Annotated in this window: 18 protein-coding genes; 11 read left to right on the top strand and 7 right to left on the bottom strand. The window is 56.2% G+C overall.

Annotated features, from left to right (window positions below):
- Positions 1 to 54 precede the first annotated feature (54 nt).
- Both J2I48_RS12115 and J2I48_RS12120 read left to right on the top strand, forming a co-directional pair.
- Positions 55 to 1,221, top strand: a complete 1,167-nt coding sequence (locus J2I48_RS12115; RefSeq protein WP_207335709.1) for a serine hydrolase domain-containing protein — start codon at positions 55 to 57, stop codon at positions 1,219 to 1,221.
- A gap of 60 nt (positions 1,222 to 1,281) precedes the next feature.
- Positions 1,282 to 2,685 (top strand): Gfo/Idh/MocA family protein, encoded by a 1,404-nt coding sequence (locus J2I48_RS12120; RefSeq protein ID WP_207335710.1) that lies wholly within the window; start codon positions 1,282 to 1,284, stop codon positions 2,683 to 2,685.
- A gap of 92 nt (positions 2,686 to 2,777) precedes the next feature.
- Here the strand turns inward: J2I48_RS12120 and J2I48_RS12125 are convergent, their stop codons facing one another.
- The 3 genes from J2I48_RS12125 to J2I48_RS12135 all read right to left on the bottom strand — a co-directional run bounded on the left by J2I48_RS12125 (position 2,778) and on the right by J2I48_RS12135 (position 5,307).
- Complete coding sequence (locus J2I48_RS12125; RefSeq protein WP_207335711.1) at positions 2,778 to 3,377, bottom strand: bifunctional nuclease family protein; 600 nt, start codon at positions 3,375 to 3,377, stop codon at positions 2,778 to 2,780.
- Positions 3,378 to 3,479: 102 nt separating this feature from the next.
- Positions 3,480 to 4,442, bottom strand: coding sequence for an electron transfer flavoprotein subunit alpha/FixB family protein (locus J2I48_RS12130; RefSeq protein ID WP_207335712.1), 963 nt, complete (start codon positions 4,440 to 4,442; stop codon positions 3,480 to 3,482).
- Positions 4,443 to 4,569: 127 nt separating this feature from the next.
- The gene (locus J2I48_RS12135; RefSeq protein ID WP_207335713.1) at positions 4,570 to 5,307 is read right to left on the bottom strand and encodes an electron transfer flavoprotein subunit beta/FixA family protein; all 738 of its coding nucleotides are present in this window, start codon (positions 5,305 to 5,307) and stop codon (positions 4,570 to 4,572) included.
- Between the two features lie 171 nt (positions 5,308 to 5,478).
- Between J2I48_RS12135 and J2I48_RS12140 the strand changes: the two genes are divergently transcribed.
- From J2I48_RS12140 to J2I48_RS12170, 7 genes are all read left to right on the top strand, one after another.
- Positions 5,479 to 5,808, top strand: a complete 330-nt coding sequence (locus tag J2I48_RS12140) for a tetratricopeptide repeat protein (protein ID WP_207335714.1) — start codon at positions 5,479 to 5,481, stop codon at positions 5,806 to 5,808.
- A 73-nt stretch (positions 5,809 to 5,881) separates the two neighbouring features.
- Positions 5,882 to 6,106, top strand: a complete 225-nt coding sequence (locus J2I48_RS12145) for a hypothetical protein (RefSeq protein ID WP_207335715.1) — start codon at positions 5,882 to 5,884, stop codon at positions 6,104 to 6,106.
- Entirely contained in the window at positions 6,087 to 6,425 is a 339-nt protein-coding gene (locus J2I48_RS12150) for a type II toxin-antitoxin system RelE/ParE family toxin (RefSeq protein WP_207335716.1), read from the top strand. Before J2I48_RS12145 ends, J2I48_RS12150 begins: the two co-directional genes overlap by 20 nt.
- Positions 6,426 to 6,523: 98 nt before the next feature.
- Positions 6,524 to 7,627, top strand: a complete 1,104-nt coding sequence (locus J2I48_RS12155) for a mandelate racemase/muconate lactonizing enzyme family protein (protein WP_207335717.1) — start codon at positions 6,524 to 6,526, stop codon at positions 7,625 to 7,627.
- 88 nt (positions 7,628 to 7,715) lie between these two features.
- Complete coding sequence (locus J2I48_RS12160; RefSeq protein ID WP_207335718.1) at positions 7,716 to 8,273, top strand: GNAT family N-acetyltransferase; 558 nt, start codon at positions 7,716 to 7,718, stop codon at positions 8,271 to 8,273.
- 31 nt (positions 8,274 to 8,304) lie between these two features.
- Positions 8,305 to 9,594: a serine hydrolase domain-containing protein gene (locus J2I48_RS12165; RefSeq protein WP_207335719.1), complete on the top strand. Its 1,290-nt coding sequence runs from the start codon at positions 8,305 to 8,307 to the stop codon at positions 9,592 to 9,594.
- A gap of 24 nt (positions 9,595 to 9,618) precedes the next feature.
- The gene (locus J2I48_RS12170) at positions 9,619 to 10,872 is read left to right on the top strand and encodes a dicarboxylate/amino acid:cation symporter (protein ID WP_207335720.1); all 1,254 of its coding nucleotides are present in this window, start codon (positions 9,619 to 9,621) and stop codon (positions 10,870 to 10,872) included.
- A 132-nt stretch (positions 10,873 to 11,004) separates the two neighbouring features.
- On the opposite strand, the gene J2I48_RS12175 is transcribed toward J2I48_RS12170, so the two are convergent.
- The 3 genes from J2I48_RS12175 to J2I48_RS12185 form a co-directional block, all read right to left on the bottom strand.
- Positions 11,005 to 13,452, bottom strand: coding sequence for an ABC transporter permease (locus J2I48_RS12175; RefSeq protein WP_207335721.1), 2,448 nt, complete (start codon positions 13,450 to 13,452; stop codon positions 11,005 to 11,007).
- Positions 13,453 to 13,614: 162 nt separating this feature from the next.
- Positions 13,615 to 14,637 (bottom strand): LLM class flavin-dependent oxidoreductase, encoded by a 1,023-nt coding sequence (locus J2I48_RS12180; protein ID WP_207335722.1) that lies wholly within the window; start codon positions 14,635 to 14,637, stop codon positions 13,615 to 13,617.
- 253 nt (positions 14,638 to 14,890) lie between these two features.
- A complete protein-coding gene (locus J2I48_RS12185; protein WP_207335723.1) occupies positions 14,891 to 15,508 on the bottom strand; it encodes an FMN-dependent NADH-azoreductase in 618 nt (205 codons plus the stop codon).
- Between the two features lie 157 nt (positions 15,509 to 15,665).
- Between J2I48_RS12185 and J2I48_RS12190 the strand changes: the two genes are divergently transcribed.
- Entirely contained in the window at positions 15,666 to 16,037 is a 372-nt protein-coding gene (locus J2I48_RS12190) for a winged helix-turn-helix transcriptional regulator (protein ID WP_207335724.1), read from the top strand.
- Between the two features lie 163 nt (positions 16,038 to 16,200).
- On the opposite strand, the gene J2I48_RS12195 is transcribed toward J2I48_RS12190, so the two are convergent.
- On the bottom strand, positions 16,201 to 19,032 hold the full coding sequence (locus J2I48_RS12195; RefSeq protein WP_207335725.1) for an alpha-amylase family glycosyl hydrolase: 2,832 nt from the start codon (positions 19,030 to 19,032) through the stop codon (positions 16,201 to 16,203).
- Positions 19,033 to 19,198: 166 nt separating this feature from the next.
- Here J2I48_RS12195 and J2I48_RS12200 point away from each other — a divergent pair, with 166 nt between their 5' ends.
- A complete protein-coding gene (locus J2I48_RS12200) occupies positions 19,199 to 21,901 on the top strand; it encodes a PAS domain-containing sensor histidine kinase (RefSeq protein ID WP_229376169.1) in 2,703 nt (900 codons plus the stop codon).
- Positions 21,902 to 22,026: the final 125 nt, after the last annotated feature.

Genomic DNA, 22,026 nt, shown 5'->3' on the forward strand with positions numbered 1-22,026 from the left:
AATTATGGATGTCAGAATCAGCGTATTGCTGACGACATACAACCGCTATTGCTCATGCACCAACGTCTCCATTACGCCTTTGCTTTACTCCTTACACTGACCGTTGCCTGTCAGCGGCCCGTTACGTCGACAAAACCGTATTTCCCGCCAAAGGGAGATGCGTGGGCGCACCGTGACCCCACGCAGGTGGGCATGAATGCCACCAAACTGGCTGAGGCCGTAGCCTTTGCCCAGACGAAAGAGACTACCCAAATGCCGCCCGACTTTTCGACGCAGGAGGAAACCTTCGGTAAGCTACTCGGCCCCATGCCCACGAGCCGCGCCAAAACCAACGGCCTGGTGTTGCGGCACGGTTATATCGTGGCCGAATGGGGCGATACCCGCGCCGTTGACCCTACCTACAGCGCGGCCAAAAGTGTGCTCTCCACCATCACGGGCATCACGCTGGAACGGGGCATGATCGCCAAACTCACCGACCCCGTGGCCAACCTGATTCACGACGGCGGCTACGATTCCGACCAAAACAAAACCATCACCTGGGAACAACACCTGCGCCAAAGCAGTGAGTGGGAGGGGAGTCTGTGGGGTAAAAGCAGCGATTTTGTGGGTAAGGAAGCCTTCGGTAAGGGCGAACGCAAACCCCGCGCCCTGCAAGCCCCCGGCACCTACTACGAATACAACGACGTGCGGGTTAACCGGCTGGCTCTGTCGCTGCTGCAGCTCTGGAAAAAGCCCCTTCCCGATGTGGTCCGCGACGAACTAATGGCACCCATTGGCGCATCGGACACCTGGAAATACATCCCTTATCCCAACGCTGTGGCCGAGGTAGATGGCAAGCAGCTACCCTCTGTCAGTGGTGGTACGCGCTGGGGCGGTGGCCTTTGGATCAGCGCCCGCGATTTGGCTCGGTTTGGGTATTTATTCGGGCGGCAGGGGCGTTGGCAGGACCGGCAAATTGTGTCGGCCAATTGGGTGAAACAGGCTACCACCTGCGGCCCGGTGGGGCCTGACTATGGGTATTTATGGTGGCTGAATACGGGCAACAGTCAGCAGCTGCCCCGCCCCTGGGCCGACGCGCCCACCAGCAGCTTTGCGGCCATTGGCGCAGGGTCAAACACCGTTTGGGTTGACCCCGAACACGATATCGTGGTTGTCTGGCGTTGGCACGACGGTAGCCCCAACGAACTTATTAAGCGGGTGGTGGCAGCCATAGAAAAGTAGTTTCGTAGACTGAGTAAAATCGCATAGTTTGGGGTTATATTGCAAAAAAAGCCCCAAACTATGTACGCATCGCGTCGCAACTTTCTTCAAAAACTGGCAGGTACCTCAGCCCTGGCCACCGTTGCCCCTTCCATGTTCAACGGCTTGTATGCCGGTGATAAGTACCTGATCGAGCCTATTCGGCCCCGGTCGGCCAATGATACGGTGAACCTGGCCCTGATTGGTGCCGGCATCATTGGGCATTACGACCTCAACTGCGCACTAAAAGTGCCTGGTACTAAAGTCGTGGCCGTTTCCGACCTGTACGACCCCCGGCTGGTGCGGGCCAAAGAAGTCTGGGGCAACGATATCCAGACCACTCGCGACTACCGCGAAATCCTGAAACGCGCCGACGTTGACGCCGTGCTGATCTGTGTACCCGATTTCTGGCACGACCGCATTGCTATCGACGCGCTCAACGCAGGCAAGCACGTCTACTGCGAAAAGCCAATGGTGCACCACATTGAAGAGGGTGCGGCGGTGATTGCGGCGCAGAAAAAATCGGGTAAGGTGTTTCAGGTGGGTAGTCAGCGGGCAAGTGCGTCAGCTATTCTGGAGGCCAAAAAGTATTATGAGCAGGGCATGATTGGCGAACTAACCTACGTAGACGCCTGCGTAGACCGGGCCGATGCGCTGGGTGCCTGGCAGTACACTATGCCGCCCACCATTGACCCCAAAGAGCTGGACTGGGACCGCTATATGCAGATGGCCGACCAGAAGAAGCCGTACAAAGCTGAAGAATTTTTTCGGTGGCGCAACTACAAAAACTACGGCACCGGCGTAGCAGGCGACTTGTTCGTGCACCTCATTACGGGCCTCCACACCATTACGGGGGCCATTGGACCCACTCGGATCTATTCGCTGGGTGATCTGAACTACTGGAAAGATGGCCGCGATGCTTACGACCTCGTGACCGGGCTGATGGACTACCCCAAGACGGCCACCAACCCGTCGTTTCAGTTTATGACCCGCGTAAACCTCGCCGACGGTCGCGGCGGCTTAAACCAAACCCGGCTGGTGGGCACCGACGGTGTGATTGAAATTGGCTGGAACGACTTTGTGCTGAAACGCCTGAAACGGCCCAACGCGCCCATGTACAGCACCGGCTACGACGCCCTGTTTACGTACCCCAAGGCCATGCAGGAGGCATTTGTAAAAAACTACGACCAGAAATACCCCGCCGACCAATATCAGCGGATGGTGAAGCAGGAGCCGGAAGTAGTGTACAATGCCCCCGAAGGCTACGATGACCGCCTCGACCACATGATCGTGTTTTTCAACGCCATCCGCGAAAACAAACCGTCGATGGTGAAGGAGGATGCTGTGTTCGGTCTTCGCGCCGCCGCTCCCTCCCTGGCCGCCAACCTCTCCGCCGAACAGCGCAAACCCATCAACTGGGACCCGGTGGGGATGAAGGTGGTTTAAGTAGTGGTAAGTGCCAAACGGTAAGTGGTGAGTTTGCTGACGCGTCTATTATTGCGTCAGCAAACTCACCACTTACCGTTTAGCACTTACCACTAATTTCTTTTGGAAATCTCATCCCGAATCTTGGCTGCCCGTTCGTATTCTTCGTTGCCGAGGGCTTCGTCGAGCATTCGTTGGAGTTCGTCGACGGTCATGTCCTTGAGTTGCTCGCCGAAGGCGCGGGGCGACTTGCCTGCCGACGTGCTCCGAACAAGTTCCTCCTGGTCTTCCTCATCATCGTCGGCCGAGGCGGTGATGCCGGCTTCGGAGAGGATGGTTTCGTAGGTGAAGATAGACACGCCAAACCGGATGCCAATGGCGATGGCGTCTGACGGGCGGGCATCCACTACTGTTTCCTGAACGCCGTCTGAACAGACAATGCGAGCGAAGAAAATGCCTTCGCGAAGGTCAGAAATGACGATTTCGCGCACGGTAAAGCCGAAATTTTTGGCAAACTGCTTGAACAGATCGTGGGTCATGGGCCGGTTGGGCACAATTTTCTCGATCTCGATGGCAATAGCCTGGGCCTCAAACATGCCAATAATAATGGGCAGCCGACGGTTGCCATATTCTTCCCCCAACACCAGCGCAAACGAACCCTGCTGCGACTGACTTGGCGACAAGCCTAATATCTCTAACTTAATTTTTTCCACGTCCCAAAATTAACCGATGTCGGTATTTATTGTTCGCCCAGTCACGCAAAAAAGCGGGCTATCACAGCATGTGGTAGCCCGCTTTTCAAACTGTAAACTCCCTTACAGTGCCTGCACGGCCTTCGTTAGTTTGGGAAGTACCTCAAACACGTCGCCGACGATACCGTAATCGGCTGACTTAAAGAAGGGTGCATCCGGGTCTTTATTGATAACTACGATCACCTTCGATGAGTTTACACCGGCCAGGTGCTGAATAGCCCCCGAAATACCCGCCGCGATGTAGAGGTTTGGGCTTACTTTAATGCCCGTCTGGCCCACGTGTTCGTGGTGAGGCCGCCAGTCCAGATCCGATACGGGCTTCGAGCAGGCCGTGGCTGCGTGCAGGGCTTTTGCCAGATCTTCCACGATACCCCAGTTTTCGGGGCCTTTCAACCCACGACCAGCCGACACCACCAGATCCGCTTCGGGCAGGAGTACGTCGCCGGTAGCTTTTTCGGTGTTGGTCACGCGCAGGGCAAAATCGGCGTCGTTCAGGCTGGGTGCGAAATTTTCGACCGTGGCCGTGGCGTCGGTTTCTTCCGTGGCAATGGTGTTTTTCTTGATCGCCAGAATCTTTACGTCGGCTTTCAATTCGTTGAATGCGAAAGCTTTACCGGTGTAAATGCTGGTCTTCACGCGGAAGCCACTGCTCATATCGGGCAGCTCGATCACATTAGGCGCGAGGCCCGCTTTGAGCTTGCCCGCCAGCCGTGCGGCCATGGCATCGCCCAATGACGATTTGGCCAGCACCACCACCTTGGCCCCTTCCTGCTGCGCGGCAGCGGCCACTACCGAAGCATAGGCCATGCCGTTGGGTTCGTTTAGTTTGCCGTCGGCGGCGTGGAGCACCTTGGTAGCACCAAACCGGCCCGCCGTGGCGAGTTCGCCCTGATCGGCAGCACCAATGACCACGGCCGTAGCCGACGTACCCATCATACCGGCTACTTTCGAGCCGTAGAATATTGCCTCCTGTGAGGACTTCTTGAGCTTCCCTTCGTCGAGTTCAGCAAAGATTAGGACAGACATATATGTTTTGGATTGTGGATTGTGGATTGCGGAATTCGGATTGTTGCTTACCGGTCCGCCGTGGTCCGGCCAGAGCAAACCCATGCGTTAGCAACAATCCGAAATCCGCAATCCCCAATCCGAAATACTAGATGACTTTTGCTTCGGTGCGGAGAAGCTTGATGAGCGTTTCGGCTTCGTCGGCGGGGATCATTTTTACGGCACCGCGGGGGGCGGGCATTTCGTAGTTGGCCACGGCCGTTAGCGAATCTTGCCCGGCGGGTTGCACAATTTTCAGGGGCTTGGTGCGGGCCGTCATGATGCCGCGCATGTTCGGAATCTTCCATTCGGCGATGGGTTCCTGGCAACCCAGCACCAGCGGCAGTTGAGCTTCAATATCTTCTTTGCCGCCTTCAATTTCGCGGGTCATCTTGGCCGTGGTGCCTTCTACGTCGAGCTTCATCACCGGCGAAATTGACGGGATGCCGAGCATTTCGCCCACGATGCCGTGCACCTGCCCACCATTGTAGTCGATGGATTCGCGGCCCATCAGAATAAGGTCGTAGGGCGTTTCTTTGGCCACAGCGGCAATTTGTTCGGCCACGAAATAGGCGTCGATGGGTTCGGCGTTAACCCGGATGGCATCGTCGGCCCCGATGGCGAGGCACTTACGAATCACAGGTTCGGCATCGGCCTCACCCACATTGAATACCGTTACCGAGGCACCCAGCTTCTCTTTCAGCTCTACGGCCCGCGCCAGGGCGTAGTCGTCGTAGGGGCCGGTGATAAACTGCACACCCGCTTTGTTAAACTTGGTGTTGTTATCGGTAAAGGTAATTTTGGTCGTCGTGTCGGGCACGCTCGTCACGCACACTAAGATTTTCATAGACTATGTGGTTGTTTGTGAGTTTGTCTGTTTGGCTGTTTGTGTGTTGCTCTTTATCGTCTTGACGACTAACAAACGCACAAACAAGCAGACAGACAAACAACTTCTTGCCGCGAAAATACACATGTTCATCTAAATAGTATGCATGCATACTATTTTTCTCATTGACTCATGAATCAGGAACGCATCCAACAATTGCTCAACTTTGTCCAACAAGAACCGGGCGAACCCTTTAATGTTTATGCCCTCGGCATGGAATACCTGGCCGAGAACCCCGCCCAGGCGCAGCACTACTTCGAGCGGCTGCTGACGGAACACCCGCAATACCTGCCTACCTACTACCACGCCGCCCAACTCTATGCCGATCTGGGCAACCGCCCCAAAGCCGCCGAACTCTACGACTTCGGCCTGCTGCTGGCCAAGCAGCAGAGCAACGAAAAAACCTTCGACGAGCTAAACCGCGCTTTCCGGGCCTTCAAGGATGAGGAGGATGATTTTTGATGACCCTTTTTGGCCTACCTATTCGTTATCTTTGGAAAGACGACCAACCAGCTAAACGTTGTCAATCGATAGTATGAACCTGCAATATCTTGCTGATCACCGGGGCAATGTCACGGGCGTTTTCATTCCGATTCAGGAGTGGGAGCAAATCCGTACGCAACTGCGTCTGCCCGACGAGTCGAAAACGGAACACCGTCAGGAATTGATTGAGGCGTTTGAGGAGATGAAGGAAATTAAGGCCGGAAAACGGCCCAAGCCTGCACTTAACAACTTCCTGGATGAACTCCGTACTCTTTGAGGTCATCCCGATTTCGCCGTTTCAACGGCAGGCCAAGCGGCTTATCAAGAAATTCCCATCGTTGAAAAACGAAGTTCTAAGCTTGATTGACAGTTTAAGTAAGACACCGCTTCAAGGTACGCCGCTTGGCAATAACTGCTATAAAATCCGGTTGTCGATTGCCAGCAAGAACAAGGGGAAATCGGGTGGCGCGAGAGTAATTACCTGCGTTTATTCAGCAGACCAAGAGGTGTACCTGCTCTCTATTTACGACAAATCTGAGCGGGGAACGCTGACAGATAAGGAGGTGAAGGAGTTGATCGAATGGATTGCGAGGTAGGCCCGTTTCAGGATGAGTTGTGAGTGGTGTGCCGATTTAAACCTATAAGGTCTCCTAAGACCTTATAGGTTTGGCCGTAGCCTTCGTATTTTGCGGCTATGAAAATTACCGGCGTTACGCTCTACCAGTACAACATTCCGCTGAAGGCACCCATCACTATTTCGCTCGGCACCATTGATGCGGCGCGGAATATGCTTGTGCAGATTGATACCGACGAGGGGCTGGCGGGCTGGGGCGAAGGGTCGCCGTTTTGGATGATCGTGGGCGAAACGCAGGCGTCGGGGTTGGCGGCGGCGCAGGACATGGCCCGGCTGCTGCTGGGTAGAGATCCGCTGGATATTGAGGGGTGCATGGCCGCCATCGTGCGGTATCTGCCCGGCCACCCCACCACCCGCTCGGCGTTTGACATGGCCCTCTACGACCTTGCCGCCAAACGGGCCAACATGCCGCTGTATCAGTACCTCGGCGGCGGCAACCGCACCCTCGTCACCGACGAAACCATCTACCTCAACGACCCTGAACGTATGGCCGACGATGCCCGCCGCATTGAAGCCAACGGGGGCGAGGCCATCAAAATTAAAGTAGGCACCACCGCCCAGGCCGACCTTGACCGGCTGGCCATGATCCGGCAGGCCATCCGCTACGAAACGCCCATCCGCCTCGACGCCAACCAAGGCTGGGACGTGCCCACCGCCCGCGCTGTGCTGGGGGCCATTGGCGATTGGAACGTACAATATTGCGAACAACCCCTGCGTCGCCATGACATCGCCGGGCTACGTAGCCTGCGGCAGTCGGTCAACGTGCCCATCATGGCCGACGAATCGGTGTTCGACGCGACCGATGCCCTGCGGCTGGTGCGCGACGAGGCGGTGGATTATCTGAACATCAAGCTCTCGAAAAGTGGGGGTATCTATGAAGCCCTCAAAATCAACGCCGTGGCCGAGGCGGCGGGTATGGCCTGCATGATCGGCTGCATGTCGGAATCGCGGCTGGCGCTCACGGCCAACGCCCATTTCGCCTCTGCCAAACAAAATGTGCGTTTCTGCGATCTGGACGCTTGTTTTGAACATGCCACCGACCCCGTGCTGGGCGGCATCGTCTACGACGGTTACTTGATCACTCTCCCCGACACCCCCGGCATCGGTGCCGAAATAGACCCGCCGTTTTTGGCGGGGTGTGAGAAGCAATGGGTGAAAGAGTGAATGGCGAAAGAGTGAAAGAGCGCAGGAGTACGCTTTCGCTCTTCCACCATTTGCCCTTTCACTCTTTCACCATTCACTCTTTCACTATATGACCATTACCACTACCAAAACAGACGATGACCTGCGGGGGCTGCTGGCCCTGCAACGGCGTAACCAGGTGAGGAACGTGCCGCCTGACGTGCAGCAGGAGCAGGGCTTTGTAACCCTGCTGTATACCTTCGAGCAGATCAAGCGGATGCATGAGGCCGCGCCGAGCGTCATTGCCAAAGACGGCGACGAAGTGGTAGGGTACGCCATTACTACCCTGCCCGACGTGCGCGCCGATATTCCTGAACTGGAGAGCCTGTTCCAACTCATCGACACCATCGATTACCAGGGAAAACCGCTGGGCGAGTACTCGTATTACGTGGTGGGGCAGGTGTGCGTGGGGGAGGGGTATCGGGGGCAGGGTGTTTTCGATGCCATGTATGCCCATCATAAAAACCTGTTTCAGGATCGCTACCGCCTATTTATCACCGATATTTCGTCGCGGAATGCGCGGTCGATGCGGGCGCACGAACGGGTGGGCTTCCGGGCGGTACACACCTTCCACGAACCCGCCGCCAACGAGTCCTGGACCGTGGTAGTCTGGGACTGGCAGGCGTAGATTTTGGCCCGTAATTGCTTTTCACCCCACTATGCATAAAACCCTCTACCTCTGTTTGTTGTCGTCGTCGTTGCTGGCTCAGTCGGGGCCTTTTCCGTCTACGGGCGCCAAACCGCAGCAGTTCTATTCCACGTCGTCGGTGGCGAAGCAGGGGTTTTCGGCGCAGCGGCTGCAACGCATCGACAGCCTGTTGCAGGGCTTTGTCGACAAAGGCATTGCCCCCAATGCCGTGGCGTTTGTGGCCCGAAACGGCGTGGTGGTGCACCATAAGGCTTACGGATACAGTAACCTGGCCAAGCGTATTCCCGCCCGCACGTCTGACATTTACCGGATTGCCTCGCAGAGCAAAGCCATCACCACGGCCACCTTGCTGACCCTGCTGGAGGAGCAGAAATTCCTCCTCGACGACCCCATTGCCAAGTACATTCCGGCGTTTAAAAATCCCACGGTGCTGGTCAGCTACGACAAAAACGACCCCGCCAAAGGTTCCTACGAAACCCGCCCCGCCAAAACGGGCATCACCATCCGCGAACTGCTGTCGCATAGCGCGGGCATTCCCTACGAACACCCGCTGGAGACACGGGCGGAGTTTAAAGTGCCGTTTTTTGCGTCGCTGGAACCTGACCGGCTGGAAGACGTGGTGAACAAAATAGCCAAACGGCCACTGCTGAAAGACCCCGGCGACGGCTTTGTCTACGGCCTTAACACCGACATCATTGGTCGGCTGGTGGAAATCCTCTCCGGCGACCCCCTCGACGTGGCCATGCGCAAGCGTGTGCTCGATCCGCTGGGCATGAAAGACACTTACTTCTACCTGCCCGCCAACAAAGCCGCCCGCCTGGTAGAACTGTACTCCAAAGAAGCCGACGGCCCGCTGACGGTGCACACCAACGACGTGTACCGGAAGTTTGCCGTGGCAGGCGGGAAGACCTACTTTTCGGGTGGGGCGGGGCTGGTGAGCACAGTAGAAGATTACGCCAAATTCTGCCAGATGCTGCTCAACGGCGGCGAGTTCAACGGTAAGCACATCCTGGGCCGCAAGACCGTAGAGATGATGGTGCGCAACCAGATTGGCGAAGGTACCGTCTGGGACCGGCAGGATAAATTCGGGATGGGGTTGCAGCTTATCACGTCCAGCAGTCACTACGGCGATCAGGCTTCGCCGGGGTCCTACACCTGGGGCGGCATGTACTGCTCGGAATACACCGTTGACCCCACCGAAAACGTGATTATGCTGGTTTTCACCAACGTACACCCCTACGCCCACTACAGCGAATTCGTCCGCAAGTTTCGCATGGCGGTGTATCAGGCAATGGAGTAGAGGGCTGGTGCTATATTTACCCACATGAAACTCACCATTACTACCAAAATCGTTATCGGCTTTGTGCTGGGCGTACTTATCGGGCAGGTGCTCCACAGCAGCTTTTCGCCCGACGAAGCCACCGCCTACGGGGCCAAGCTGCAACTGTTCAGCAAGGTTTTCCTGAAGCTTATCAAGATGATTATCGGGCCGCTGGTGTTCTCTACGCTGGTGGTGGGCATTGCTAAACTCGGTGATTTCAAAGTCGTTGGCCGCATCGGCATCAAAACCCTAGGCTACTTTTATTTCGCCACCATCCTGTCGCTCATTATCGGGCTGGTGGTGGTGAACATTACCAAGCCGGGCAGTATCCAGAGCTGGCCCCGTCCGGCGGCGGGCACGGCGCTGGGCATCGAAGGCAAAAAGCTCAACTCGCTTGAAGACTTCATCCTCCACATCTTCCCCGACTCGGCCTTTCGCGCCCTGTCTGAAAACGAAATCCTCCAGATTGTGGTGTTTTCGTTGTTTTTCGGCGTGGCGCTGGGAGCCATCGGCGACAAGGGCAAGTCAATTTTAAAGGCGCTTGACGCCCTAAGCGAATTGGTGTTCAAGATGGTGGGCTACGTGATGCAACTGGCTCCGTTTGCGGTGTTAGGTGCTATGGCGGCAGTGGTGGCCAGCAAGGGTCTGAGCATTCTGGTGTCGTATGCCTACCTGCTGCTGTGCTTCTACGGCGGACTGCTGTTCTTCATTTTCGTGGTGCTGTTTGCCATTTGCACAGTCATGCGCATCCCGTTCTTCAAGCTGTTGCAGGCTATGAAAGCTCCGCTGCTGCTGTCGTTCAGCACGGCGTCGTCAGAGGCGTCGCTGCCGCAGCAGATCAAGGTGTTGGAGAACTTCGGCATCTCCAACCGCATTATCGGCTTTGTGCTGCCGCTGGGCTATTCGTTCAACCTCGACGGGTCGATGATGTACATGACCTTTGCCACGGGGTTCATTGCCCAGGCCTACGGTGTGCCGCTGACATTGCAACAGCAGATATTCATGCTGCTAACGCTCATGATCACCTCCAAAGGCATTGCGGGCGTACCCCGCGCCTCGCTCGTGGTCATTGCCGGTACCCTCTCGCAATTCAACCTGCCGGTAGAAGGCCTGGCCCTCATTCTGGGCATCGACCCCTTTCTCGATATGGGTCGTTCGGCCACCTCCGTCATGGGTAACGCCGTGGCGACCAGCGTAGTAGCCAAATGGGAAGGCGAGCTGGATTTAAATCACGTGCCCGTGCTGGATGAAGCGTAGGGATTTACGAGCGGTCCGCCGCTGCGGTACGAATTACGATGTACGATTTTTGCTGACGCCAGCGTACCCCTGCGTCAGCAAAAATCGTACATCGTAATTCGTACCGCAGCGGCGGACCGCTCGTAAATCCCTTCACTCGCTTCGCAACGACGTCACCGGGTTCATCAGGGCGGCTTTGATGCTCTGGAAGGACACCGTCAGCAGCGCAATGACCACGGCCAGTAGGCCCGCACCGGCAAAGAGCCACCAGTCGATGGTGATTTTGTAGGCGAAATCCTGGAGCCAACGGTGCATGGCGTACCAGGCAATGGGCGTAGCCAACACCGCCCCGACCACCACCAGCCGCAGAAAATCTGTCGACAGCAGGACCACCACGCTGCCCACGGTGGCCCCCAGCACCTTGCGTACGCCGATTTCTTTGGTGCGCTGTTCAACGTTGAACGATGCCAGCCCGAACAAGCCGAGGCAGGAAATCAGGATAGCGACAAACGTGAAATAGCCCACCACAGTAGCCAGGCGGGTTTCGGCCACGTAGTTCTTCTGAAACTCGTCGTTCAAAAAGCTGTACTCGAACGGCTCGTTGGGGTTAAGCTTTTTCCAGGTGGCTTCCAGCGACTGCAATACTGGCTGAAGCTGCCCCGCCCCCACGTGGGCCACGACATAGTTGTAATTGGGGCTGTCGTTGAGGGTAAAGGCGTAGGGTGTAATGGGCAGGTGCAGGTCTTCAAAGTGAAAGTCGTTGACCACGCCAATGATGGTGAACCCCACGCGGCCCCCGTTACGGTCGGTAAAGGCTTGTTTGCCAATGGCTGCCTGCGCAGAGGGGTAGCCCAGGGCCTTGGCAGCCCGCTCGTTAACTACCAGCCGGTTGCTGTCGGCGGGGAAGGCCCGCGAGAACAATCGGCCAGCTACGGGCCTGATCGATAACGTGTTGAGGTAGTCGTAGTCGATCCGGTTGGTGCGCGTCCGCTGTCCTTCGGTACTGGTTTGGCCTTCGCCGTAGAAGTTGCCGTCTTCGGGGTTCATAATGCCCGGATAGTAGGCCGACGCCCCCACCGATTGAATTTGCGGGTTGGCGGCCAGGGCATTTTTCAGGGCTGGGTAGCTCTTTTTTGCCATAGCACTCCGTAGCGACAGGATGATCTGCTGGTCTTTGGCAAAACCCAGATCGGCCGACCGCAGGAATCTCATCTGCCGACCAATGGTGAGCGATGCAATGATGAGTACCACCGACAGCGTGAACTGAAACACCACCAGCCCCCGCCGCACCGACACTGCCGCCAACGAGTTGGTGATTTTGCCCTTGAGCACCAGAATAGGCCTGAACGATGACAGATAGAAGGCCGGATAACTCCCCGCCAGTAACCCCACCAGCAGGCTCAGGACCAGAAAGGCGGTCAGCAACAGCCCATTCTGTCCCGGCGAAAACCACAGTACTTTGCCCGACACCTGCCCGAAGGTGGGCAGCAGCAAGGCCACAAAAATCAGGGACAGCACAAACGCCACCACGCTAAACAACACCGATTCGGCCAGAAACTGCCCAATGAGCGACCCCTGCCCCGCGCCCAGTACCTTCCGGACCCCCACCTCGCCCGACCGTTTGGACGACCGCGCTGTGCTGAGGTTCATGAAGTTGATGCAGGCAATGAGCAGCGTAAACAGGGCAATAGACCCCAGAATGTAGAGGTAGGTCAGGCTGCCGTTGGGCGTTACGTTGTGGGTTAACTCGGTACTAAGGTGGATGTCGGGTACGGCGGTCAGAAACTGCCGCTTGTCGAACGAGGCCGCTCGAAGGTCTTTGCGCATGTACTTTTCCACGAAAGCGGGCAGCTTGGCTTCCAGCTTTTTAGGGTCGGTGCCGGGGGCCAGCTTCAGGTAGGTGAAAAACATGTTATTGCCCGCCATGCTCGTCTGACTCTGCACATACTTGGCTAGCCCACCCCCGGCAAACGACATAAAAAAACGGGCATCGATGTGCGACGGTGCCTTGCCGGGCCGAAACACCCCCGTAACGGTGTAGTTGCCGTCACCGTTGGTGTTGCTCTCCACGTGGATGACCTTGTTCAGCGCCGGTTGGGTGCCAAAGAGCTTGTGGGCAATTTCTTCCGACAGCACCAGGGCGTTGGGATTCTTCAAGGCCTGTTCGCCGCTGCCTTCAATAAAATCATAGGTAAAGAACGAGAAGAACGTAGGGTCAGCCAGGTAGCCATTGGTTTCGTAAAAAACCGCCGACTTGCCGGGGGGCGCGTCGTAGCGCAACATCGTCTTGTCATCCACGAAAAGGCCTACCAGCTGCGTAGTGGCCTTTATCTCGGGGTACTCCAGCTTCAGCGCGTCGGCTACGGGGTAGGGAGTGGCGGCAGTTTTGCTCTCGCCGTCGGGCCGCACAAACACCGTCCCGATCTGGTACAGCTGCCCTACGTTGCGGTGGTGCTTGTCGTAGCTCAGTTCGTCGATCAAATACAGGCAGATGAGCAGGCAGCACGACAGCCCCGCCGCCAGCCCGACAATGTTGATGAACGAAAACACCTTGTTGTTCACCAACGTCCGGTAAGCGATTCTAAGATTAGTAGTCAGCATGGTTGTAGGCGGTTCGTATAGGTTGCTGTGGTGTAGTACAAGCCACATGCCAGACATAAAAAAAGCCCATTCCTGGGCTTTAGAGGGCGTTTTTATTTTGTTAACCTGTCCGAAACTGGACAACTACGTCCGGCCTTCACCACCGTAACTCACCGCCGCTCGTCAGCGCAGCAAGGGCGCCACCCGCGTGCCCAGCAGGTCGATAGCGTGCATGAGTTTTTCGTGGGGCTGACTGGCTACGTCGAGTTGAAACGTCACGCGCGAAATGCCCCCTAGGGCCTCGCTGTGGCGGATTATTTTTTCGGCCACTTCTTCCGGGTTACCAATCAGCAATGCCCCCAGCGGACCCAACTGTGCACTGAAGGCCGCTCGCGAAACGGGTGGCCCGCCGCGCTCAAGGGCGCGTTTGTTGAAGGTACGCGCATAGCCCGGAAACGCCGATTCTACGGCCTCTTCGCCCGTTTCGGCTACGTAGCCCAGCGAGTGCAGGCCCACCTGTAGTTGCTCCGGCGCGTGCCCCGCCCGGCGGCCAGCTTCGCGATACAGATCAATGAGGGGTCGGAAACGGTGGGTGTCGCCGCCAATGATCGCTACCATCAGGGGTAGGCCCAAGGTACCCGCCCGCACAAACGAAGCCGGCGTGCCACCTACGCCCAGCCAGATGGGCAAGGGGTTTTGCATGGGCCGGGGGTAGATGCCCTGCCCCGTCAATGCAGGCCGGAATTTGCCTTTCCAGCGCACCTGCTCATTATCGCGGACGGTGAGCAGCAGGTCCAGTTTTTCGGCAAAGAGGGCATCATAATCGTTCAGATCGAACCCAAAGAGGGGAAATGCCTCGATAGACGACCCGCGCCCCACTACTAGTTCGGCCCGCCCTTTCGAGATGAGGTCGAGAGTGGCAAATTCCTGGAACACCCGTACCGGGTCGGCGGCGCTGAGCACCGTAACGGCGCTGGTGAGCCTGATGCGGTTGGTGCGGGCCGCTGCCGCCGCCAGAATCACGGCCGTGGCCGAGTCGAGGAATTCCGAGCGGTGGTGTTCGCCAATGCCAAACACGTCCAGCCCTACCTGATCGGCCCGTTCGATGCGGTCAAGTACCTGACCCATGGCCACCTCGCCGCTGATGATGGTGCCAGACCCGTTGTCGAGCACGTTCGTAGCAAAACTGTCAATGCCTATTTCCATATGAGTTAGAGTCGTAAGTGTGGGAGGTGGTTTTAATGTTGGTGGGTAGGTTGCTGTCGCACGGCTCCGCGCCCCGGGCCCTTCAACAAGCTCAGGGTGACAACGAGCTTGAATCAACTCAAGAGCCTGAATCCATGTCCCTGTCACCCTGAGCTTGTTGGAGGGCCCGGGGCGCGGAGCCAGGCGTCAGCAACCTACATAGCGAAGCCACTTACGACTTTCCAGACCTACGACTTACGACTATTTTTCACACTTACGCCGCCATGGCTGGTTCGATGCTGATACTGGCAATGGCTTTTTTCATAGCCGTTTCTTTCAATTCGGGAATGCTGGTGCCTTCCACCCGGAATACAATCACGTCGGTGAGGCCCAGCATGCCCAGCGAAGTCTTCAGATAAGGCACAACAAAGTCAATAGCAGCACCTGGCCCTTCTGAATAAATACCGCCACTTGCTATGACCAAATACACTTTTTTGCCTGGTTCGATCAACCCTACGGGGCCATTGGCAGTGTAGCGGAAGGTAACGCCGGCGCGGGCAATGTGGTCAATCCAGGCTTTCAACGTCGACGAGACGCCAAAGTTGTAGACCGGTATGCCAATCACGATGGCATCGGCGGCTTTGAGTTCGGCAATGGCCTGATCTGAGTGGCGAATGGCTTCCTGCTGCTCTGGGCTGTGGTTTTCGGCGGGCGTAAAGAATGATTGCAGGTGAACTTCTTCCAGGTGGGGGAAGGGTTTGTTCGTGAGGTCATGCACCGTAACGGTACTGCCGGGGTTAGCGGCTTGGAGTTGGTTAACAACCGCGTTACCGAGTTGGATACTGGCCGATGCCCCTTTGCGTGGGCTGGAAATAAGGTGCAAAATGTTCATGTGACGTTGATCGTAAAAAGTAAGTTGGACTAAAGCGCGTGGCGTAACAGACCGGACGTACTACCGTTGCTACAATAGCTGAACAAAGCTGCGGGCAAAAAGTGGCATATTTGTGACTCATTACTTAAAGAATACCAGTTACAAAAAGGATACCGTTATGAAGGATTTTTCGTCTCCTGAGTGCCAGGGTGCTCACCGGGCCATGCGTGACACGCTCGACGTAATTGGCGGCAAATGGAAATTGGTTATTCTCTCTATTATGCTTGAACGCAAGTGGCGATTCAAGGAGCTGGTGCGGGAAATTGGTATCTCGCCACGCATTCTCTCAAAAGAATTGCAGGAACTGGAGATCAATAAGCTGATTACCCGCACCGTCTGCAACACCCGCCCTATCACGGTAGAATATGAAGCAACCTCCCACAGCCGCAGCCTCGAGCCGGTTATCCGTGCCCTCCGCGAATGGGGTGTTGCCCACCGGCAGGAGATTATTGGCAGAAAGGAAAATGCTGTTCCGCAGTTGTCAAATTAGCATTGCACTGGCAATGGTGATTTGACGCGAACTATGAGACTGAGATTTAGTCTACCGGTTGATTATCAGATAGGTGACTAATTTTGAAAACTTATAATCTACCAAAACAAAAAACCCCACTAACCAGTGGCTAGTGGGGTTTTTTGTTGCCAGATAGCTGGCTTTATTCTTTCAACACCTTCTGCACGTGTACGCCTTCTTTGGTCTGCACTTTAAGCAGGTACAGACCCGCAGGCAGCGTATGCATACTCACCGAATGGTGTAGCACCTGCGCCGTTTTGTCGACCACCTGCGTTTGCAATGACCTGCCAGTCAGTCCGTTAACCGAAATCGTAACGGAACCACGATAGGCACTCTGCCAATGTATCGTGGCCAAATCGGTGGTGGGATTGGGTGAAATGGTCAGGTTGGGCAGGGGTTCGGTAGCCAGGATGGGGGCGGGGGGCGGCGTAACCAGCCAGGGTACAAGGCCTGCTTCGGGGGTGGGCAGCTTGGTGGCCGTCAGGATATGCCATTGACCAGGTTGCAGGTTCAGCGCCGCCCCGGATTCGATGGTTTGTCCTGAAAAGTAGTCGTACCAGGTGCCAGCTTTGGGTAAACTTAGGGCCACCACATTAGCCTGCACGTCGAAGTTGCCGATCACCACCACGGGGTTGGTGGCGTCGTTGAGAGTAAGGCTTTTCACCGGCGTAGCTCCCTGATACACAAAATCGGTGGTCTGGAAGGCAGGCTGCGAGAGCTTCAGCTTAATCAACTCCTGGTATACGCGCAGCAGTTTGGTCCGGTTGGCGTCGCGGAGGTATTCCCACTTCAGGGGCTTGGCTCCGGTGCGGCCGTTGGTTTCGATGCTGACGTCGTAGCCAAATTCGCCAAACTGCCAGATGAGCTTGGGACCGGGCACGGGCAAAAACAGCGCCGCCGCCAGTTTGGCCCGTTCCTGGGCCGTGGCGGGGTCTTTGGTGTTGTAGGTGCCCGACGACGCCCCGTTTTGCAGCACGTCATATAGCAGCCGCTCTTCGTCGTGGCTTTCCATATAACCCACTACGTTGGGGTTGTTCCAGCCGCGCTCTTTATACGAAATCCAGTTGGTGTTGATGTCGTTGGGATTGCTCACCGCGCCCCGCGCCGAGTAGCGGAAATTATAGTTGTGGTTGCCCCAGAACAACATGCCGTAGTTGGCCAGTTCTTTCTCCTCGCTGTTATCGGCAAAGTGTTCCAGAATGACGTAGGCCGACTTATCATAAGCCCTGATTTCGTCGTAAATGCGTTTCCAGATGGCCACGCGGCTGGCGTCGTAGTTGCCCCAGGCCCCCACGTTGGTGGGGTTGGGGGTTTGGGTGAATCCCTTGGAAAGGTCAAACCGGTAGCCGTCGAATTTGTATTCCTGCAACCAGTACTGATTTACCCGCTGCACATAGGCCTGGGTGGCTTTGCTTTCGTGGTTAAAATCGAAAAAGACGCTGAACGGGTGGGTGGCTTGCTGGTTGAAAAACGGGCTGTCGGCGCTGGGTTTGGTGCCGTCCCAGTACATTTTCACGTAGGGAAATTCGTAGTCGGCCTGGTTCAGAACCATATCGAGGATCACGGCAATGCCGTTTTCGTGGCACTTGTCGATAAACGCTTTCAGGTCGTTTTTGGTCCCGTAGGCCTTGTCGGCGGCGAAGTAGTAGATGGGGTTATAGCCCCACGAGTCGTTGCCCGAAAACTCCATAATCGGCATGAGTTCGATGGCGTTGATGCCCAGCTTTTTCAGGTATGGCAGCGAGTCGATCACGGTTTTGTACTGACGCGTGGCGGTAAAATCGCGCACCAGCAGTTCATACACCACCATGTTTTTGGCGTTGGGGCGCGTGAAGCTGGCCACCTTCCAGGGGTAGGCCGTCTGCCCCGTTTGCAGCACCGACACGATCTGCCCCTGCGCTTTGGTGGGGAATGCTTTTAGTCCGGCATAGGTGGCAGAAAGAAACGAGTCGTTGTTGCGGTCCAGAATCTTGTCGCCGTAGGGGTCGCCGGTGGCAATCTGCCCGTCGATAAGGTATTGAAACGCGAGTTCCTGTCCGGCCGTCAACCCCTTGATCTCCAGCCAGTAGCGGGTTCCGTCGGCGGTGCGGTTCATGAGCGAAGCGGGCGTGGGCGTGAAGTCGTTTTGCTCACTGATCACGTTGACAAACGTCTTCAGCGGGGCATACAGCACCAGCGTGGCACTGGTAGGGTCGGTGCCATAATTGATACCGTCGCGCAGTCCTGCCGGTACCGCCGCCACGGTGGGCGTGGGTTTCACGTACAGCAAAAACGAGTCGGCGGCGGTCTCCGTGGTGGTTTTGGCCGTCACCACCACCTTGCGCAGGGTGTTGATCGTGGCGCCCGACGGCACCGTGGCTACTACCGAATCGGCGTTGGCAACCGTGGTGGCTACCTTACCGTCTACCAGCATCGTGAGTGTGGCTTTGTCGGAGGCATTGGCCCGTACCGACACGTTGGTGTTGGTTTCAACAAAAAGCAGCTTAACCGTGGGGCGGGCAAAGCTCACGGTCAGTTTGGTGTCGTAGATTTTAACGAAAAAATCTTCGGTTTGGGCTTTGCCGTCGCCGCTTTTCACCACCAGCCCCAGCCGCCGAATGGGCGTGTTGGCCGGTACGCCGTAGTAGGTGCGGGGTACAAGCTTAATCTGCCACCTGTCGCCACCCAGGGCAGTCATGGTGCCGGGGGCGAAAGGCAGCCCAAAATCTTTTTGTCCGGCAGGCTGAAACTGAAAGGCATCGCCCGTTTCGGTAGAGCCTGCCCCCGACCACAGGTAGACGTCGTCTTTTTTGCCTAATAGCGCTTTGGCCCGGCCATCTGCCGATTTGGTCAGGTCTACAATGATGGTTACCTCCTTGTCGGCCGTAGGAAACGTGGGGACGGTGGTAACCAGCTGGGCCGCAGATGGCGTTAATGTGCTGATAGTCAGTAGCCAGAAAAGTAGGCTAATACGTTGGTAGCGTTGCTTGCTCATGAGTCAGTAAATAAGAAGATAGTCAAAGGTACACAACGTAACTGCCCTAACAATTGGCCCGGATGTTGTGTTGCCAATAGGAAAGGCCCAACCCTCGTTTTAACTTCGTCTTACTGACGTTGTACTCATCCGGTACGGTCAGGATTGCCTCAACGCCACCCCACACATGTTGCCCGATTCACTACTCGACGTTTCGTTGACTGATATTCTGGATGCGCTCCCCGACGGTGTAATCTGGATGCGACCTGTTTATGATGCTGAGCATCAGCTTGTTGACTTCAGTATCGATTATCTCAACGAACGGGTCCGAAGCCTGACGAGTAATGCCCAAACCGTGCGGCTTGGTATGACCGTGCAGGAGGTGCACGACCCGGCCACAACCAGCGACGAATCGGGGTTTGCCGCCATTGCCCGCGTGTTTACTACCGGCGTGGCACATGAGTTTAGTTACCGAAATACGTTTCTCAATCGCTGGTTTACCGTTCGGCGGAGCAAGCTAAACGGCGGTATACTTAGTGTGCTGCGCGACGAATCGACCTTGCGGCAGGCTAATGAATTGATTACCAGGCAGGCTGATCTGATGCAGACCATGCTCGACGGGTCGCTCAGTGGCGTACTACTACTCGAAGCCATGTATGACAGCGCCGGGCAGGTAGACGATTTCCGGATTCTGGCAACCAACCAGACCCTGAGCGATATTACGGGCATTGATGGGCAGGCCATTATTGGGCAAACAATGGGAGGGGTGTATCCTGGTTACAAAGAGGGTGGTTTTTTTGCTTTATACTGCCAGACACAAAACGATGGAAAACCCCGGCGCGGCGAGTATTATTACGAAGATGAGCGCCTGACAGGCTGGTTTGAAGTGTCTATTGCCCGGCAGGATAATCACCTGGTACTGACCACCACCAACACCACCGAGGCCCACAAAGCCACCGAAACTGCCACTTTGGCCACTAAGCACCTGCAAACCGTCATCGACCTGTCGCAGGTGGGTATTTTTGTATTTAGTCCCGTGCTTGATGAAGCAGGCCAACTGGTCGATTTTCGGTTTAAAACCATCAACCGCATGGTGGCCGCGCTGGTAGGCCAAACACCCGACGTGATCACCGGTGCCGTGGCTTCTGACTGGTTTATCAGCTACCGCGAAACGGGCCTATTCGACTATTATCGCCATACGTACCTCACCGGCGAGATGCAACGGTTCGACATTCACTATAACGTAGATGGGTTCGACGTCTGGTTCGACGTGCAGAGCGTCCGGGTGGACAACGACGTGCTGGTCACCTTCACTGATTACACGCTGCTGAAACAGGCGCAGCAGGCACTGGAGCTGCAAGCGGCTGACAATCAGCATCAGGCCGAGTTGATAAACAGTGTTTTAGACAGTTCAGATAGCGGCATCATTGCGTTTGATGCCATTCGCGGCCCGGCGCAACAGGGGCAGATTATTGACTTCCGTTTTATGGTGGTTAACCGGGCATGCATTGGCTTGCTGGGCAAAACCATCGACGAGATGGTTGGCAACACGCTGCTGACAATCTTTCCCGGCAACGTAGAAACTGGTCTCTTCGACCTCTACAAACAGACTACCGAAACAGGCCAGCCGGGGCGTACGGAGGTGTATTATAACCACGACGGGCTGGACTTCTGGCTCGACATCTCTGCCCAAAAGCTGGGCGATGGCTTTGTGGTCACCTTCACCGACGTGTCGCCCATCAAGCGGGCGAATAAGGCTGTGGAAGCATCGGCGGCCGAACTGACCACAGTGATCGACACGGCGCAGGCGGGCATTTTCCTCTTTGAACCCGTTTTCGGTGACCATAATCAGGTGGTCGATTTTCGGTTCAGGCTGGCCAACCGCCAATTGGCCGCCTATGTAGGACAGGAACCTGCCGCCGTTATCGGTGAGTTGGGTAGCCGCTGGTTTCCAGGCTACAAGACCAATGGCCTGTTCGATACGTACCTGAAAGCCTATGTTACAGGTCGTACGCAACGGTTTGATTTTCATTACGATACCGATGGTATCGATGTGTGGCTCGACATCATGGCCACTAAAATGGGGAACGAAGTGCTGGTCACCTTTGCCGACTATACCAACCTTAAACGCCTGCAACGCCAGCTCGAACACTCCATCATCGACCTGCGCCGCAGTAACGAGAGCCTGCAACAGTTTGCCTACGTGGCCAGCCATGATTTGCAGGAGCCGCTGCGCAAAATTCAGTCCTTCGGCGATGTGCTTCAGCAACGCTTCGGCCCGGAACTAGGCGAGATGGGCAGTGATCTGATCAGCCGGATGCAGATTGCATCGGCCCGGATGTCGAGCCTGATTCACGACTTGCTGACCTACTCGCGGCTATCAGCCAAACCGGGTGATCTGAAGCCCGTGGCGCTGACCAACGTGGTGGCGCGGGTGCTCGACGACCTCGACCTGACCATCCGCGAAACGGGTGCCATCATTCAGGCCATAGACCTGCCCACCCTGCCCGGCGACGAGTCGCAACTCAGGCAGCTGTTTCAAAACCTGCTCACCAACGCGCTGAAATTCAGGAAGGTCGATATCGCTCCGGTTATTACCATCCATAGCCAGGAGGTCCTGCTCGAAAACCTGCCTCAGACTATTTCGCCACCGCGAAAAGTGCCTGTCTATCAGTGTATTACTATTGTCGATAACGGCATTGGCTTCGACCAGAAATATGCTGACCGCATCTTCCAGGTGTTCCAGCGGCTACATACCAGGGCGCAGTATGACGGCACCGGCATTGGCCTCGCCATTGTCAAACGTGTGATCGACAACCACAGCGGTGCCATCCGTGCCCACAGCACCCCCGGCCAAGGCGCCACGTTTGAACTGTACCTACCCATTTGAAGGGATTGCGGATTGGCTGACGCAACAGGATTGGGGATTTCGGATTGTTGCTGACGCCAGCGCAAACCCATGCGTCAGCAACAATCCGAAATCCCCAATCCTGTTGCGTCAGCCAATCCAAAATC

Origin of the sequence: Fibrella aquatilis (genome assembly GCF_017353255.1) — a bacterium.
GTDB classification, from domain to species: Bacteria; Bacteroidota; Bacteroidia; order Cytophagales; family Spirosomataceae; genus Fibrella; species Fibrella aquatilis.